11 protein-coding genes are annotated in these 14,915 nt (G+C 73.5%); 5 read left to right on the plus strand and 6 right to left on the minus strand.

Annotated features, from left to right (window positions below; all coding sequences use genetic code 11):
* The 3 genes from H1A17_RS35310 to H1A17_RS17360 form a co-directional block, all read left to right on the plus strand.
* Nucleotides 1-762: sulfotransferase (locus tag H1A17_RS35310; protein WP_194822342.1), on the plus strand; the 762-nt coding region annotated here is incomplete at its 5' end.
* Nucleotides 763-765: 3 nt separating this feature from the next.
* Nucleotides 766-1,677 (plus strand): sulfotransferase, encoded by a 912-nt coding sequence (locus H1A17_RS17355; RefSeq protein ID WP_194822343.1) that lies wholly within the window; start codon nucleotides 766-768, stop codon nucleotides 1,675-1,677.
* A 159-nt stretch (nucleotides 1,678-1,836) separates the two neighbouring features.
* Entirely contained in the window at nucleotides 1,837-3,732 is a 1,896-nt protein-coding gene (locus H1A17_RS17360; RefSeq protein ID WP_228543724.1) for a CocE/NonD family hydrolase, read from the plus strand.
* Between the two features lie 58 nt (nucleotides 3,733-3,790).
* Here the strand turns inward: H1A17_RS17360 and H1A17_RS17365 are convergent, their stop codons facing one another.
* The 4 genes from H1A17_RS17365 to H1A17_RS17380 form a co-directional block, all read right to left on the minus strand.
* Nucleotides 3,791-5,887, minus strand: a complete 2,097-nt coding sequence (locus H1A17_RS17365) for a cellulose binding domain-containing protein (protein WP_194822344.1) — start codon at nucleotides 5,885-5,887, stop codon at nucleotides 3,791-3,793.
* 273 nt (nucleotides 5,888-6,160) lie between these two features.
* The gene (locus H1A17_RS17370) at nucleotides 6,161-6,859 is read right to left on the minus strand and encodes an SDR family oxidoreductase (RefSeq protein ID WP_145919635.1); all 699 of its coding nucleotides are present in this window, start codon (nucleotides 6,857-6,859) and stop codon (nucleotides 6,161-6,163) included.
* A gap of 91 nt (nucleotides 6,860-6,950) precedes the next feature.
* Nucleotides 6,951-7,970 carry a hypothetical protein gene (locus tag H1A17_RS17375; RefSeq protein ID WP_194822345.1) on the minus strand — a complete coding sequence of 340 codons (1,020 nt, stop codon included), beginning with the start codon at nucleotides 7,968-7,970 and terminating at the stop codon, nucleotides 6,951-6,953.
* 313 nt (nucleotides 7,971-8,283) lie between these two features.
* The gene (locus H1A17_RS17380; protein ID WP_194822346.1) at nucleotides 8,284-9,687 is read right to left on the minus strand and encodes a PHB depolymerase family esterase; all 1,404 of its coding nucleotides are present in this window, start codon (nucleotides 9,685-9,687) and stop codon (nucleotides 8,284-8,286) included.
* Nucleotides 9,688-9,908: 221 nt separating this feature from the next.
* Here H1A17_RS17380 and H1A17_RS17385 point away from each other — a divergent pair, with 221 nt between their 5' ends.
* Nucleotides 9,909-10,895, plus strand: coding sequence for a LacI family DNA-binding transcriptional regulator (locus H1A17_RS17385; protein ID WP_205789462.1), 987 nt, complete (start codon nucleotides 9,909-9,911; stop codon nucleotides 10,893-10,895).
* A gap of 160 nt (nucleotides 10,896-11,055) precedes the next feature.
* Here the strand turns inward: H1A17_RS17385 and H1A17_RS17390 are convergent, their stop codons facing one another.
* Nucleotides 11,056-12,015, minus strand: a complete 960-nt coding sequence (locus H1A17_RS17390; RefSeq protein WP_145919639.1) for a hypothetical protein — start codon at nucleotides 12,013-12,015, stop codon at nucleotides 11,056-11,058.
* 175 nt (nucleotides 12,016-12,190) lie between these two features.
* Complete coding sequence (locus H1A17_RS17395) at nucleotides 12,191-13,558, minus strand: NAD(P)/FAD-dependent oxidoreductase (RefSeq protein WP_194822347.1); 1,368 nt, start codon at nucleotides 13,556-13,558, stop codon at nucleotides 12,191-12,193.
* 301 nt (nucleotides 13,559-13,859) lie between these two features.
* Here H1A17_RS17395 and H1A17_RS17400 point away from each other — a divergent pair, with 301 nt between their 5' ends.
* Nucleotides 13,860-14,858 (plus strand): alpha/beta hydrolase, encoded by a 999-nt coding sequence (locus H1A17_RS17400; protein ID WP_309236790.1) that lies wholly within the window; start codon nucleotides 13,860-13,862, stop codon nucleotides 14,856-14,858.
* Nucleotides 14,859-14,915: the final 57 nt, after the last annotated feature.

Raw genomic sequence — 14,915 nt, forward strand, 5'->3', positions numbered from 1 at the left:
GCGTTGCTGCGCCGGCACCGGCGCGGCGTCCGGCCGGTGTCCGCGCACCCGGACGACCCGGCGCTGGCCGACCTGTACGCGGCCGTGGCCCGGCACACCGGGGCCCGGGTGGTGGTCGACTCGTCGAAGCTGCCCCCGTACGGCGCGCTGGTCGACGCGCTGCCCGGCATCGAGCTGCGGGTGCTGCACCTGGTCCGCGACCCCCGGGCCACCGCGTTCTCCTGGCGTCGCCGCCGGGGCCTCGACGGCGACGCCGACCCCGAGCTGATGAGCCGGCCACCGGTGTGGAAGGCCGCCCTGCTCTGGCTGGTCTGGAACACCGTCACCGTCCGGCTGTGGGCCGGCCGCGCCCCGACGGGTTACCTGCGGGTGCGCTACGAGGACCTGACCGCCGACCCGGAGGCGACGCTGCGCCGGATCGCCGCGTTCGCCGGGGTGGACCCCGACGGCGGCCCGTTCACCGGCCCGGCGACGGTCCGGCTGACGCCGACGCACTCGGTGGCCGGCAACCCGTCGCGGCACCGGACCGGCCCGGTGCCGATCACCGCCGACGTGCAGTGGCGGCGGGACCTGTCCCGCTGGTCGTACGCGCTGGTCACCGCGCTGACCGCGCCGGGGCTGCGGCGGTTCGGCTACCTGTGGCGGCGTGGTGGCCCGGCACCGGCCGGGGCGGGGCGGCCCGCGCGGGGTGGGCCGGCGGCGGCCGGTGGACGGTCGGTGGGCGTCGGGCGGTCGGGGCCGGCCCGGCACGAGGAGGGCTGAGCGATGTTGGCGGTGGTGGTGGGCACCGGGCGGTGCGGGTCGACCCTGGTGCAGGAGCTGTTGTCCCGGCATCCGGGGGTCGGGTTCGTCTCGGGGGTCGACGACAAGCTGTCCCGGCTCAACCTGGCCGGCCGGCTCAACGGCCCGCTGTACCGGCGCTCGGCGCCCCGCCCGGCGGGCATGACGTCGCTGCGGCACAGCCGCCGGCTGCTGGAGAAGGGCCGGCTGCGGGTCGCCCCGTCGGAGGCGTACCACCTGCTGGACCGGCACGTGGTGGCCGGTTTCTCCCGGCCGTGCCGGGACCTGACCGCCGACGATCTCACCCCGTACCTGCGGCGGCGGCTGCGGGCCTTCTTCGACGCCCGGGTCGCCCGGCAGGGCTGTCGGCTGCTGCTGCACCACGTGACGGGCTGGCCGAGGACGGGGTTCCTGCGGGCCGGTTACCCGGAGCTGCGGGTGGTCAACGTGGTGCGCGACGGCCGGGCGGTGACCAACTCCTGGCTCCAGATGGGCTGGTGGGACGGCTGGCGGGGGCCGGAGAACTGGTTCCTCGGGCCGCTGCCGACCGACCTGCACCGGGAGTGGGAGGAGTACGACAGGTCGTTCCCGGTGCTCGCCGCGCTGGGCTGGAAGCTGCTGATGGACTCCTTCGCCGAGGCCCGCGCCGCGCACCCCGAGGGGCAGTGGCTCGACGTGCGCTACGAGGACCTGCTCGCCGACCCGCGTGCCGAGGTGGCCCGGATGCTCGACTTCCTCGGCCTGGACTGGTCACCGGCGTTCGAGAGGGGTTTCGGGCGCTACCGGTTCCACGCCGGGCGGCAGGCCGCCTACCACGAGGAGTTGGGCCACGCGCAGCTCGCCGCCGTGGAACGGGTGCTGGACAAGCCGCTGCGGCAGTGGGGCTACCGGGACTGACCGGCGGGCCCACCGCCGCCGCCCGTCGGGCGTCGCCGGGGCGGTGTCGCCGGGGCGACGTCGTCGGGGCGGGGTGGGCAAAGTTCCTACAGGTGCAGGTGGTGGTGCCGGTCGGTCGGCCCATAGCGTGCCGGGTCTCGGGACACTCAAGGAGACTGCATGGCTGCAATGGGAACGCCCCTTCGCGCCGGGGCGGCCGTACTGTCCGCGGTGCTGCTCGCCGCCCTGGGCGCGGCGCCACGGGCGGTGGCGGCGGCGGACGGACCGGCGATCGTGGTCCAGGACGGGGTCACCCAGCCGGTGTTCGGCTACGCCGACGCCATCCGGGAACGCCTGTTCATCGACTCCACCTTCGACAGCGACAACGACGGCCTGCGCGACATCATCGCGTTCGACCTGATGCGACCGGCGGCCACCGCGAACGGGCTCAAGGTGCCGGTCATCATGGACGCCAGCCCCTACTACTCGACGGTCTGCCGGGGCAACGAGTCCGAATGCAAGGCCGACCTGGACGGCGACGGCCTGCTCGACAAGTGGCCGCTGTTCTACGACAACTACTTCGTGCCGCGCGGCTACGCGGTGATCCTGCTGGACATGGTGGGCACCAACAACTCCACCGGCTGCCCCACCACCAACGCCAACCAGGACAATCTCAGCGCCAAGCAGGCGATCAACTGGCTCAACGGCCGGGCCACCGCGCGTAACGCGGCGGGCCAGGTGGTCACCGCCGACTGGCACAACGGCAAGTCGGGCATGATCGGCAAGTCGTACGACGGCTCGCTGGCGATGGCGACGGCGGTGACCGGCGTCAAGGGCCTGACCACGGTGGTGCCGATCAGCGGCCCCACCGAGTACTACGACTACGTGCGCAGCAACGGGGTGGTCACCCGGGGCAACAGCTACGTGGCGTCGCTGGCCAACACGGTCACCAACCCGGAGCGGCGGGAGTACTGCAAGCCGGTGCGGGACGCGATGGCCGCCGCCGACGGCGACGAGACCGGCGACTACACCGCCTTCTGGAACGAGCGCAGCTACGTCAAGAAGGTCCCCAACATGACCGCCAGCGTGCTGCTTTACCACGGTCTCAACGACGACAACGTCCGCGCGGACCACTTCAGCAAGTTCTGGTACGCCCTGGCGGAGAACAACATCCAGCGCAAGCTGTGGCTCTCCCAGGAGGGGCACGTCGACCCGTTCGACTCGCGGCGCGCGGTGTGGGTGTCCACCCTGCACCGGTGGTTCGACTTCTGGCTGCACGGGATCGCCAACGGCATCATGGACGAACCCCGGGTCGACCTGGAGCGGGCCGCCGACGTGTGGGAGACCCACGCCGACTGGCCGATTCCCGGCAAGGCCGACACCGAGGTGTTCCTCCAGCCCGGCACCACCGGCGCGGGCGGCCTGAAGCTGGTGCCGACGGCCAAGCCGGCGACCGGCGCGTTCCAGGACAGCCGTACCCAGACCCAGAACACCATGATCCTCAACCCGGACACGGTGCAGCCGAACCGGCTGGCGTTCCTGTCCGCGCCGCTGACCGCGCCCCTGCACATCTCGGGCACGCCGACGGTGCAGCTGCGGGCCTCGGCCGACCAGACCGACACCAACTTCGGGGCGATCCTGGTCGACTACGGCACCGACGAGCGGGTGGCGCACCGGGCCTCCGGCGAGGGCATCATCACCCTGGCCACCGAGGACTGCTGGGGGCTGAACAGCCCGACCGACGACGGCTGCTACAAGCAGACCGCCAAGCGGGTCGCCACGGCCGACTACGAGCTGGTCACCAAGGGCATCATGGACGCCCAGAACCGGCAGTCGATCCGCACGGCCGTGCCGCTGGTGGTGGGGGAGTCGTACAACTTCACCTTCCCGCTGCTGCCGGAGGACTACGTGTTCAAGCCGGGCCACCGGATCGGCGTGATCATCGTGGCCAGCTACCCGCAGTACTCCAGCCAGGCGGACACCACCGCCGCGAACATCAAGGTCGCCCTGAAGAGCAGCAAGATCGTTCTTCCGGTGGTCGGTGGCACCCCCGCCGCCCACGCGGCCGGTCTCTGACCGACCCCCGGGTGGCCGCCGCCGCAGCACCGCTGCGCCGACGGCCACCCGGCCCCGGTCACCCCACGGTGCAGGGGGTGCCGTTGAGCACGAAACCGGTGGGCGGGACGTTCGGGCCGCCGTAGGAACCGACGAAACCGGCGGTGGTGCTGCCACCGGCGGCGATCCGCCGGTTGTCGTCGGTGCTGGCGACCGTCACGGTACGCCCGGTCTGGGTCCAGGTGGCGTTCCAACCGCTGCTCACCTGCTGCCAACCGGTCGGCCAGCTCCAGGTCAGCGTCCAGCCGTCGACGGGGTTCGCCCCGTTGTTGACGATCTCGACGTTGCCGACCCAGCCGTTGCCCCAGTCACTGGCGGTGGTGAGCCGGACGGTGCAGCTGCTCCCGGCCGGGCCGGCGGTGGTGAAGGTGACCGGCGACGACGACCAGGAGACCTTCCCGGCCGTGTCCCGGGTCAGCACGTTGAGCGTGTACCGGGTGCCGGGGACGAGGTTGTCCACGGTGAACGAGGTGCCCGCCGTCTCGCCGAGCTGCTCGCTGACCGTGCCGTTCTGCCGGTACACCTCGTACTTGGCGATCGGGGCGCCCTTCGGCGGGGCCGGCGACCAGGAGATCGTCGCCGACCGGTCGGTCACCCCGCTCGCGGTGGGCTGCCCCGGCGGGGCGGGGTGCGCGGTGACCGGGGACGCGGGCCGCAGCACCAGCGTGGTCAGCGAGTACGCCGGCAGCGTCCGGCTGCCGGCGCTGCCGGACTGGCCGGTGACCACGCCGGACGCCCCGTTGGTCAGCGAGTACGTCGTCGGGGCGGCACCCGACGGGGTGAAACCGGCGTAGTCGATGGTCACCGGGTGGGCGTTGTCCGGGTCCTTGTTGACCAGCAGCACCGCGAGATCCCCGTCGGCCCGCCGCACGGCGTGCGCGGTGACCAGCGGCTGGTCGGTGGCCGCCCGGACGAACTGGTCACCCGGCCGGGCGAACAGGTTCATCATCGACAGCCCGTGGTACGGGGCGAACGGGGTGTTCAGCGGCGGCTCGCAGACCGTGTTGTCGGCGGTGCACCCGCCGCTGGACAGCAGCCCGAAGTCGCCGTAGTCGGTCTGCCCGGCCACCTCGGTGACGGTGCCGATGCCGTTGTGCACGTTCCACCACTGGACCGTGAAGACGCCGTTCTCCAGCAGGTCGCTGTAGGCGTCGGCGAGGAACAGCGCGCCCGGCTGGGTGTTCTGCCCGGTGCCGACGTTCAGCTCGGTGAAGCTGATGCCGATCCGGGCGGCGTTCGGGCCGGCGTACCGGGTGAGCTGGTCGCGCAGCAGGTGGGCCGCCTCGTCGATGTGGGCGGTCCGGGCCAGCGACTCGGCGGCGGTGCCACCCGGGTACCAGTGCACGTCCACGAAGTCGATCTTCGGGCCGGCGATGGAGAGCACGGTCCGGTTCCACGGGCCCGGGTCACTGCCGGCGGTGATCCCGTCCGGCCAGTTGCCCGGCATGGTCAGCACCGCGCCGACCTTGATCGTGGGGTCGACCGCCTTCATCGCGTCGGCGTAGTCGACCACCAGCCGGGCGTACTGGCTGGCGCTCTTGTCGGGGTGGTCGTCGGCCTCCCAGGCCGAGCCGTAGTGGCCGTTGCCGTAGTTCTCGTTGCCGACCGTCCACCACTTCGCGCCGTACCCCTTGGTGACGTTGGCGTAGCGCACCCAGTCGGCGGCCTCGGCGGGGGTGCCGGTGCCGTAGTTCGCGATGATCATCGGCTGGGCGCCGACCCGCCGGGCGGCGGCCATGAAGGTGTCGAAGTCGGTGTTCGGGGCGACGTACCCGCCGGGTGCGGTGTGGTCGCGCCAGTGGTAGATGTCGGCGTACGAGCCGCCCGGGTAGCGCATCATCCGCACACCGGCGGCCTTGAGCAGGTCCGACGTCTCGGCCGTGCCGAGCTGGGAGTCCCAGATGGCATGGTTGACGCCCAGCGCGGTGTCCGGCACGGTGGCCAGCCCGGCGTTGGCGTTGACGGTCACCGCCACCGGGTCCGCCGCCGCGTCGGCGGGCGACGAGCCGGCCACGGCGAGCCCACCGGTGGCGAGCAGCAGGCTCGCGGCGAGCGCCGTCCAGCGCCCCGGGCCGCGACGCGACGGGCGCGACGGTGGGGCGGAATCTCTGTTCATACGGGGTTCCTTCGGGGGTCACCACAGCACATCGCCCGGCCGGTCGGGGTTGCGTCGCCCACGAGGGCGTCGAGACGGCGGGCGGGACTGATGGACGGGAGTGCTGGCGTCGTTCCGTCGTGCTTGTCGCCGTCCCCCGGAAACCCAGCGGTTCCCGGTTGCCCTGGACGACTGTCAGCCCCACGCGCGGCAAGTCATCGACGCATCAGAATCCCACGACGATCGTGACGAATTCAAGGCGGCCCCACGGACCACCCCGCCGGCCGGTACGGCTCACCGCCGGGCGGCCACCCTCGCCGCGACCCCGGCCGCCCGCACCACCGCGGCCATCCGGCGGGGCCGGGAGACGACCGCCGGCCGGGTACGCAGGCAGTCGTGCACCACGTCGGCGGCCCGCTCCACGCTGAGCAGCATGGGCTTGACCGGCGACTTCGCCATCTTGGTGTCGACGAACCCGAACCGGACGACGGTCACCCGCACCCCGTGCGGGCGCAGCGCGCCCCGCAGCCCGACCAGGTACGACGTCAATCCCGCCTTGGCGGCGGCGTACCCGGGGGCCTGGGCCGACGGGGCGACGTCGGCGAGGCTGGACAGGCCCACGAGGTGACCGCCGCCCCCGGCCACCATCGCCGGCACGACCACCTCCACGGTGCGCGCCGCACCGATCAGGTTGACCTCCAGCGCCCTGGTCTGCGCCGCCAGGTCGCCGAGGTCGAAGAACTCACCGACCCCCGCCGCGTAGACGCACACGTCCACCCCGCCGAGCCGGTCGACCGCCCCGGCCAGCACCTCGCGGTAGGTGTCGCCGGTGACGTCGGCGACGTGGTGGGAGTAGCCGGGGGCGGTCAGGTCGCTGCCGCTGCGGGACAGTCCGGCGACGGTCCAGCCGGCCGCCACCAGTCGCCGGGTGAGGGCCAGCCCGACACCGTCGCTGTTGCCCACCACGACCGCCCGTCGCCCCTGCGCATCCACGCCCCGGACTCTAGCCGCCACCGTCCGGCCGCGACGCGACGCCGCCCCGCCCACCGGGTCGGTGGACGGGGCGGCGTCGCAGCGGCAACCGTCAGGGCTGGCCCTGGTAGACCTCGTCGTCGGCGCCCCGGACGAACAACCGGACCAGACCGCCGTAGACGCTTCCCGCCGGGGCGGAGATCGTCGGGCCGGGGCCGTCGATCGTGCTCCAACCCGTCCACGCGCCGGAGTCCTGGAGGTACCAGGCGGTGCGCAGGTCGTCGCCGCCGGTGCGGACGAAGACGTGCAGCCCGCCGCCGTAGACCAGGGCGGCCGGCGCGGACGCCGCGCGTGCGGCGCCGGGCACGTCGCTCCACCCCGACCAGGCCCCGGTGGCCAGCGAGTACCGGTTGGTGCGCACGTTGCCGTTCGTGCCCCGGACGAAGACGTGCAGGTCACCGCCGTAGATGGCGGCGGACGGGGCCGAGTTGGCGCCGGTCGGGCCGGCGAGGGTGGCCCAGCCGGACCAGGCGGCGGTGCCCAGCGTGTACCGGTTGGTACGGACCTTGCCGTTCGCGCCCCGGACGAACAGGTGCAGGTCACCGCCGTAGACGGTGGCGGACGGGGCCGACGACGCGGACGTGGTGCCGGGGACCGTGCTCCAGCCGGACCAGGCGCCGGTGTCCAGGGCGTACCGGTTGGTGCGGACCTTCTGGTCGGACTGCACGAACAGGTGCAGTTCCCCGCCGTAGACGGCCGCCGCCGGTGCCGAGGTCGCCATGGCGTCACCGGGGACGGTGGACCAGCCGGACCAGGCGTCGGTGTTGGTGTCGTACCGGTCGACCCGCACCTGCCCGTCCGGACCCTGCACGAAGACGTGCAGGTCGCCGCCGTAGGTGGCGGTGGCCGGCGCGGACCGGGCCTGCGCCGTGCCCGGCACCGGCGTCCAGCCCGTCGCGCGGGCGGCCGAGGGCCGGGCGGCCGTGGCGGCGACGCCCGTGGCGGAGGTCGCCGGGTGGCCGGCCGCCGGCACGGCGGCGGCCGGGGTGGCGACGAGCGTGACCGCGCCCAGGCCGAGAGCGAACGCGGGCAACCGGCGGCGCACCAGTTTCATCGATAGAGTCAGACGCATAGACGCTCCCTTGTGGACGACCGGTGGTGACGACGGCGCGGTCGGCTTGCGGCTGGTCCACCGGGCTGCACACCCCGCCCGTTGCGGCGCGGCCGGCGACCCCGGCCCGCGACCCCAGGCGACCCCCCGTCACCGTCACCCTATCGATCCGCCCGCACCCCCACATCCACCGAACCACCCCACCCCCACCCGTCCGCGCGGCAACCGGACCGCCCGGTCGGACGGATCGGGGGAGCGGCGGTGATCAAGAGGTTTGCGTCATGAGAGCCGATCGGGATGACGCAAAGCTCTTGATCACCGCCTGTGGGTGCCGTCAGACGACCGCGCAGGGCGAGCCGTTGAGGGTGAAGGAGGCCGGTTTCGCGGTGTTGCCGGTGTGGTTGGCCTGGAATCCGATGCTGACTGAGCCGCCCGGCGGGATCGAGCCGTTGTAGGAGACGTTGCTGGCGGTGACCGCTCCACTGGTCGGCGAGTAGGTCGCGTTCCAACCGCTGGTGATGGTCTGCCCGGCGGGGAGGGTGAACGCCAGGCTCCAGCCGTTGACCCCGGTGTCCCTGAGGGTGGTGATCGTGATCGCGGTGGTCAGGCCGGTGTTCCAGGCGTTCACGGTGTAGGCGATCCGGCACTCGGCCCCCGGACCCGGCGTGGTGGGCGTGGGCGGGAACGGCGTCGGCGGCGTGGTGGTCGGCACCGGCGGCGTCGTCGTGGGCGGCGGGGTGGTCGGCGGCGGAGTGGTGGTGGGCGGCGGAGTGGTGGTGGGCGGCGGCGTCGTGGTGGGGGGCGGGGTGGTGGTCGGCGGGGCGTCCAGGCCGAAGAAGCGGATCGCCTGGGCGGCGTCGACCGGCAGGTTGTGCGTGACGCCCTGCATGCTGATCGCCTCGACCGGCGCGGTGCCGCCGCTACCGCCGTACCGGGTGCGGGTGTAGCCGGCCTGCGGGGTGTCGGTGAACGTCGGCGTCTGGCCCAGCCCCTGGACGTTCGTCCACTGCTTGACCTCCTCGCCGAAGTTCGGGTAGCGCAGCGTCTCGTCGTTGGTGCCGTGCCACAGCTGCATCCGGGGCCGCTTGCCGGTGTACCCCGGGTAGGCGTTGCGGACCAGGTCGCCCCACTGCTGCGCGGTCTTGGTGACCTGCCCGTTGGCGCACTGGCTGTTCCACTCCGAGCCGTCGGTGGTGGCGAAGCAGCCGAACGGCACCCCGGCGAAGGCCGCGCCCGCGGCGAACACGTCCGGGTAGTCGCCGAGCAGCACGTTGGTCATCATCGCCCCGGACGAGGTGCCGGTGGCGAAGATCCGGTTCGGGTCGACGGCGTACCGGGAGCGGACGTAGTCGACCATCGACTTGATGCCCACCGGGTCGCTGCCCCCGTCGCGGCGCAGCGCCTGCGGGGAGGAGACGTCGAAGCACTTGCTGCTGCGGGTCACCGACGGGTAGATGACGATGTAGCCGTACCGGTCTGCCAGGGCCGCGTACTGGGTGCCGGAATAGAACGCCGGGCCGCTGCCGGTGCAGTAGTGCACCGCCACCAGCAGGCCCGGCCGGGCCGCCACGGTGTTCGGCACGTACAGGTACATCTGGAGGTTGCTCGGGTTGGCCCCGAAGTTGGTCACCTGGGTCAGCGTCGCCGCCGAGGCGGGGGTGGGGGCGGCGATCGCGGCCAGCGCGGTGAGCGCGGCGGCGACCAGGGCGGTGCCGAACAGTTTGATCCTGGGTCTCATGGGACGGGTTCCTCCGGAGGATCGCGGACACACAGCTCTGCCGATCGAGGCTGCCCGGCGCTCGATCGTGTCCGGCTCAGGAACATCCATGAGTATCGTTAGCCCGTCCCCGGCTTGGCAAGGCGGCCCGTCGCACCGGAACTTCCGGTCCCCGGGCGGCGTGGACACCGGCGTCCGGCGGGGCCGCCCCGGTGGATAATGGCCCCATGCGTGGTCCTGCGATGACGGACGTAGCCCGCCTCGCGGGAGTCTCCCACCAGACGGTCTCCCGGGTGCTCAACGACCACCCGAACGTACGGGAACAGACCCGGGTCCGGGTGCGCGCGGCGATCGCCGAGCTGGGCTACCGACCGAACCGCGCCGCGCGGGCACTGGTCACCGGCCGCTCCCAGCTGATCGGGGTGGTCGCCCAGAACAGCACCCTCTACGGGCCGGCGTCGCTGCTGGCCGCCCTGGAACAGGCCGCCGCGTCGGCCGGGTTCGCGGTCAGCGTGGGCAGCGTCAGCACCCTCGACCGGCGGTCCATCTCCGCAGCCGTGGAGCGGCACCTCGACCACCGGGTCGCCGGCATCGTGGTGATCGCCCCGGTGGCCTCCGCCGACGAGGCGCTCGACCACCTGCCGCACGGCGTGCCGCTGGTCACCGTCGACGGCGACCCGGCCCGGGAGGCGGCGCTGGTCACCGTCGACCAGGCGGCCGGGGCCGGGCTGGCCACCCGACACCTGCTGGACGCCGGGCACCGCACGGTGTGGCACGTCTCCGGCCCGGCGGACTGGTTCGACAGCGCCGGCCGGGTCGAGGGCTGGCGGGCGGCGCTGCGGGCGGCCGGCGCGGAGGTGCCGCCGGTGCTGTCCGCCGACTGGAGCGCGGCGTCCGGCTACCGCTGCGGGCAGATGCTGGCCCGGATGCCGGAGGTGACGGCGATCTTCGCGGCCAACGACCACCTGGCGCTGGGGGTGCTGCGGGCGTTGAGCGAGCGCGGGCGTCGGGTGCCGGAGGAGATCAGCGTGGTCGGCTTCGACGACGTGCCGGAGGCGGCGTACTTCATCCCGCCGTTGACCACCGTACGGCCCGACTTCGACGCGGTGGCCCGTGCCGGCCTGGCGATGCTGCTGCGGCAGATCGAGGCCGGCCCGGGGGTGGTGGAGCGGCACACCATCGCCCCGACCCTGGTCCACCGCGCCAGCGTCGCCGCCCCACCCGCCTAACCCCCGCCCCACCCCACCCCCACCCTCCCCACCCCCGTCCGAGGGGGTCGATCAAGAGGTTTGCGTCAACCGGAAGATCATCGGTGACGCAAACCTCTTGATCAACGGGGTCTGCGGCGGGCGCGGGTCGGCGCGGGGGGAGGGGAAGGGCGGGGGCGGGTCAGTTGTAGGGCATGGTGGGGAACCAGCCGACGCCGAAGATCGACGGCACCCGCAGGTCCCAGTAGACGACGGTGAACACGCCGAGGGCGACCAACAGGGTGCCGGTGACCAGCGCCGAGCGGGCCGGGTCGGTCATCCAGCGCAGGAAACCACCCCGGGTGACCAGCACGACGACGACGAAGAGCAGCGTCACGATGACGATGTTGCCCAGCGACTGGAGGGTGAACGCCGCAGCCCCGTACACCGGGTTGCCGGTCTCCACCGCCCAGTGGAACAGCTTGTTGAACAGCGGGTACGGCCGCCCGATCAGGAAACCGCCGATCAGCGCCCCGATCAGCACCACCCGGGCCACCGGCCGGCGGGCGAACACGTCGGGCACCAAGCCGAGGGCGCTGAGCCCGAGCAGGGCCAGCACCAGGCCGATCACCCCGAAGACCACCGACGACTGGATCAGCCGGACCGGCATGCCGCCGACGGTGTCGGTGGACAGCTGCGGCAGGCCGTCGCCGATCAGCACCCCCACCGCGCCGTACGTCGCGGAGACCGCGACCATCCCCAGCGCCAACCAGCCCACCGGCCGCAGCAGCGACCGCAGGTGGTGACGCAGCCGGTTCGACGCCCCCGCCTGGCTCAACGGCCCGACCGAGGCGACCATCGCGATGTTGCAGGCGGTGAAGGTGCCGGCGAACCCGGAGACGAAGGCGAACAGCAGGCCCGCCCCGGTGCCGCCGATCGCCGTCGCCTTCGCGTCGTGGCCGAGCAGGTTGTTGGCCACCGTGTCACCGATGACCGAGTCGACGAACTCGAACGACCAGAGCACCGCCAGCAGCACGCCGGCGGCGGCGCTGACCAGCGCGGCGGTGCCGTGCCGGGTGGGTGCCGGTGAGGCCAGCTCCACCGGCGCCGGCGACACCGGCCGGCGGGGGGTGGGGGACTCGGGGCTTTCTCGCAGGGCCATCGTGCCTCGTCTCTGCCGGTCCGGGCGGGCCCACGGCCGACCGGACGGCGACCCGACCCGGCAGGGCGCCCGGCCCTCGGGCCCCGGGCCCTGACGGGTGACGCCGTACGCCGTTGCACCCGCCGGGCAGCGACCGCTGCCCGCTCACAGCATGCCGAGGCGTACCGGTGCGGTCTTATCCTTGCGTGCTGACTTCGGCGGGCCGGTCAGCCGGCCGGGGTGCCGCCCGCGACCCGGTCAGCACCCGCGCCACGACCGGTGGGACGAGCAACCGGCGCGGCGGGTCGACCAGGTTGAGCACCCGCAGGAACGCCGCACCGAGCGCCGGGTCGGCGGTGGCGGCGGCGTGCAGCCGGTGCACGTAGGCGTTGGTCAGCCGGACCCGCAACGACCGGGGGCCGGGGACCTCGGGGAACCGCAGGTCGGTGCCGACCGCGATGGACCACGGCATGTCGATCACCCGGGCGGCGCGCCGGAAGAACCGCCGGGCCAACCCGTGCGGCCCGGCGGGCAGCAGCCGGGCCAGCTCCACCGCCTGCAACGCGGCGGCGGTGATGCCCTGCCCGTAGATCGGGTTGAAGCTGCACAACGCGTCACCGAAGACCAGGTATCCGGCGGGGAACCGGCGCAGCCGCTCGTAGCGGCGGCGGACGCTGGCCGGGAAGCGCATCCGGGCCGGCGCGCCGAGCGGGCGGGCCTGCCGCAGCAGCGCGCCGATCTCCGGCGCCGGCAGGCTCGCGGCATAGGCGAGCAGGCCGGCGTCGTCGAGCGGTGGTTCCTCGCCGAACATCCCGCTGAGGGCCACCGCGAACCGGCCCTGCTCCTGCACCGCCACGATGCCGCCCCGGGTAAAGCCGGGCACCGCGTTGGTGAGCACGCCGAGCAGCCCGTCGAGCTGCTGCGGTTCCCGCTGGTAGAGCCGGGTCACGTAGGTGAGTCCGACGTCCACCTGTTCCTGCGGCGCGGGCCGGTAGCCGAGCCCGGCCAGCCACACCGGACTCCGGGTGCCCCGCCCGCCGGCGTCGACCACCAGATCGGCGGAGAGTTCGCGGGTGGCCGAGGGGCCGTCGGCCCGGCGGTGCACCCGTACGCCGGTCACCCGTCGCCGGTCGGGCGTGCCGACCAGGTCGGTCACCTCGTGTCCGGGCAGTGCGGTCACCCCCGGCAGCGCGGTCACCCGGTTGCGGACGACCTGTTCCAGCAGGGGACGGCTCACCCCGATCGCCCGTAGCCCGGACGTCGTCGGCCGCATCCGGTAGCCGTCGTTGTACCAGCGCACCTGACCGTGCAGGTCCACCAGGGGCGCGCCGAGCGCGGTCAGCTCCCCGGTGATCCCGGGCAGTAGGTCCTCCAGCACCTGCCGTCCCCGGTCCAGCAGCACGTGCAGTTGCCGGCCCTGCGGCACCCCGCGGCGGCTGGCGGCCTGCTCGGGCAGGGGATCGCGGTCGACCAGGGTGACCCGGCCGTAGGTCTCGCTGAGGGCGCGGGCGGCCAGCAACCCGCCGATGCTCGCGCCGACCACCACCGCACTGTCGGTCGCCATGTTCTGACTTTAGGTGTACGGGTGTCAGCCTGTCGTCTCGTAACGTGCGCAACATCGACCATTGACGTGGTCTACGCGCCGGGGAATGGTGACATGGTGCGACGGCGCGAATCCCATCGGTCGTCGCACGACGCGTTGCGGGGCGGCCGTCGGCGACCCCGCCGGGCCACCGGCGTCCCGGTACGGGCGGGTCGGCTTCCGCCCCGGCCGCCGCCCCCCGCGTCACCTGACAGTGCTGACCCGGACGAAAGGACTCCTCGTGCGCCGCTTCCCGCGAACGTCCGTCTCTCCCGGTGCCCCGGTGCCGCGCCGCCACCCGTGGCGTCGGGTCGTCGCCGCCGTGGCCGGACTCGTGCTCCTGCTGGTGGCCGCCCCCAACGCGGTCGCCGGTCCGCCCGGCCCGGCCGGGACCGCCGACCGGGCCCTGCCCGCCGGCTTCCGGCACGGCTTCGTCGAGGTCGAGGGGACCAGGCTGCACTACGTCCGGGGCGGGAGCGGGCCGGCGCTGGTGTTGCTGCACGGCTGGCCGCAGACCTGGCAGGCGTGGCGACCGGTGCTGCCCCCGCTGCGCGCCGGCCGGACGGTCGTCGCGTTCGACCTGCCCGGCCTGGGTGACTCCGCCGCGCCGGCCGGCGGGTACGACAAGGCCACCACGGCCCGTCGGCTGCACGCGGCGACCCAGCAGCTTGGCCTCGGCCGGGTCGACCTGATCGGCCACGACGTCGGGGCGCTGGTGGCCTACCCGTGGGCGCGGGACTACCCGGCCGACGTGTCCCGGGTCATCGTGATCGAGACCGCGTTGTCGGGCTTCGGCCTGGAGGACCTGTACAGCCGCAGCTGGCACTTCCTGTTCAACGCCACCCCGGCGCCGACGCCCGAGCTGCTCATCGACAACGACGACGTCCCGGTCTACCTGGACCGGATCTTCGACTTCTCGTCCCAGCACGACACGATCGACCGGCCGGTCTACTACCGCGCCTACCGGGACCCGGCCGACCGGACGGCCGGCTACGAGTACTACCGCGCCTTCAACACCGACATCGCCGACAACCGGGCGCAGGCCCCGGTCAAGCCGGTGACCCTGCCGGTGGTGGCGATGGGCGCGGCGTTCTCCTTCGGCCCCGGCGTCGCCGCCTCCTACCGGCAGGTCGGCACCGACGTGCGGCAGGTCGTCGTACCGGACTCGGGCCACTGGGTTCCGGAGGAGAACCCGCAGTTCCTCATCGACTGCACCCGGCTGTTCCTCGGCCTGCCCGGTGCGCCCGCCCCCACCCCGGCGCTCGCGGGCTGCGCCGCCTGAGCCACCGCCGGGTGCCCCGTACCCCCCTGCGGGGCACCCGGCGGTGGATCGTCCGGG

Origin of the sequence: Micromonospora sp. S-DT3-3-22, assembly GCF_015354745.1 — a bacterium.
GTDB classification, from domain to species: domain Bacteria; phylum Actinomycetota; class Actinomycetes; order Mycobacteriales; family Micromonosporaceae; genus Micromonospora; species Micromonospora wenchangensis.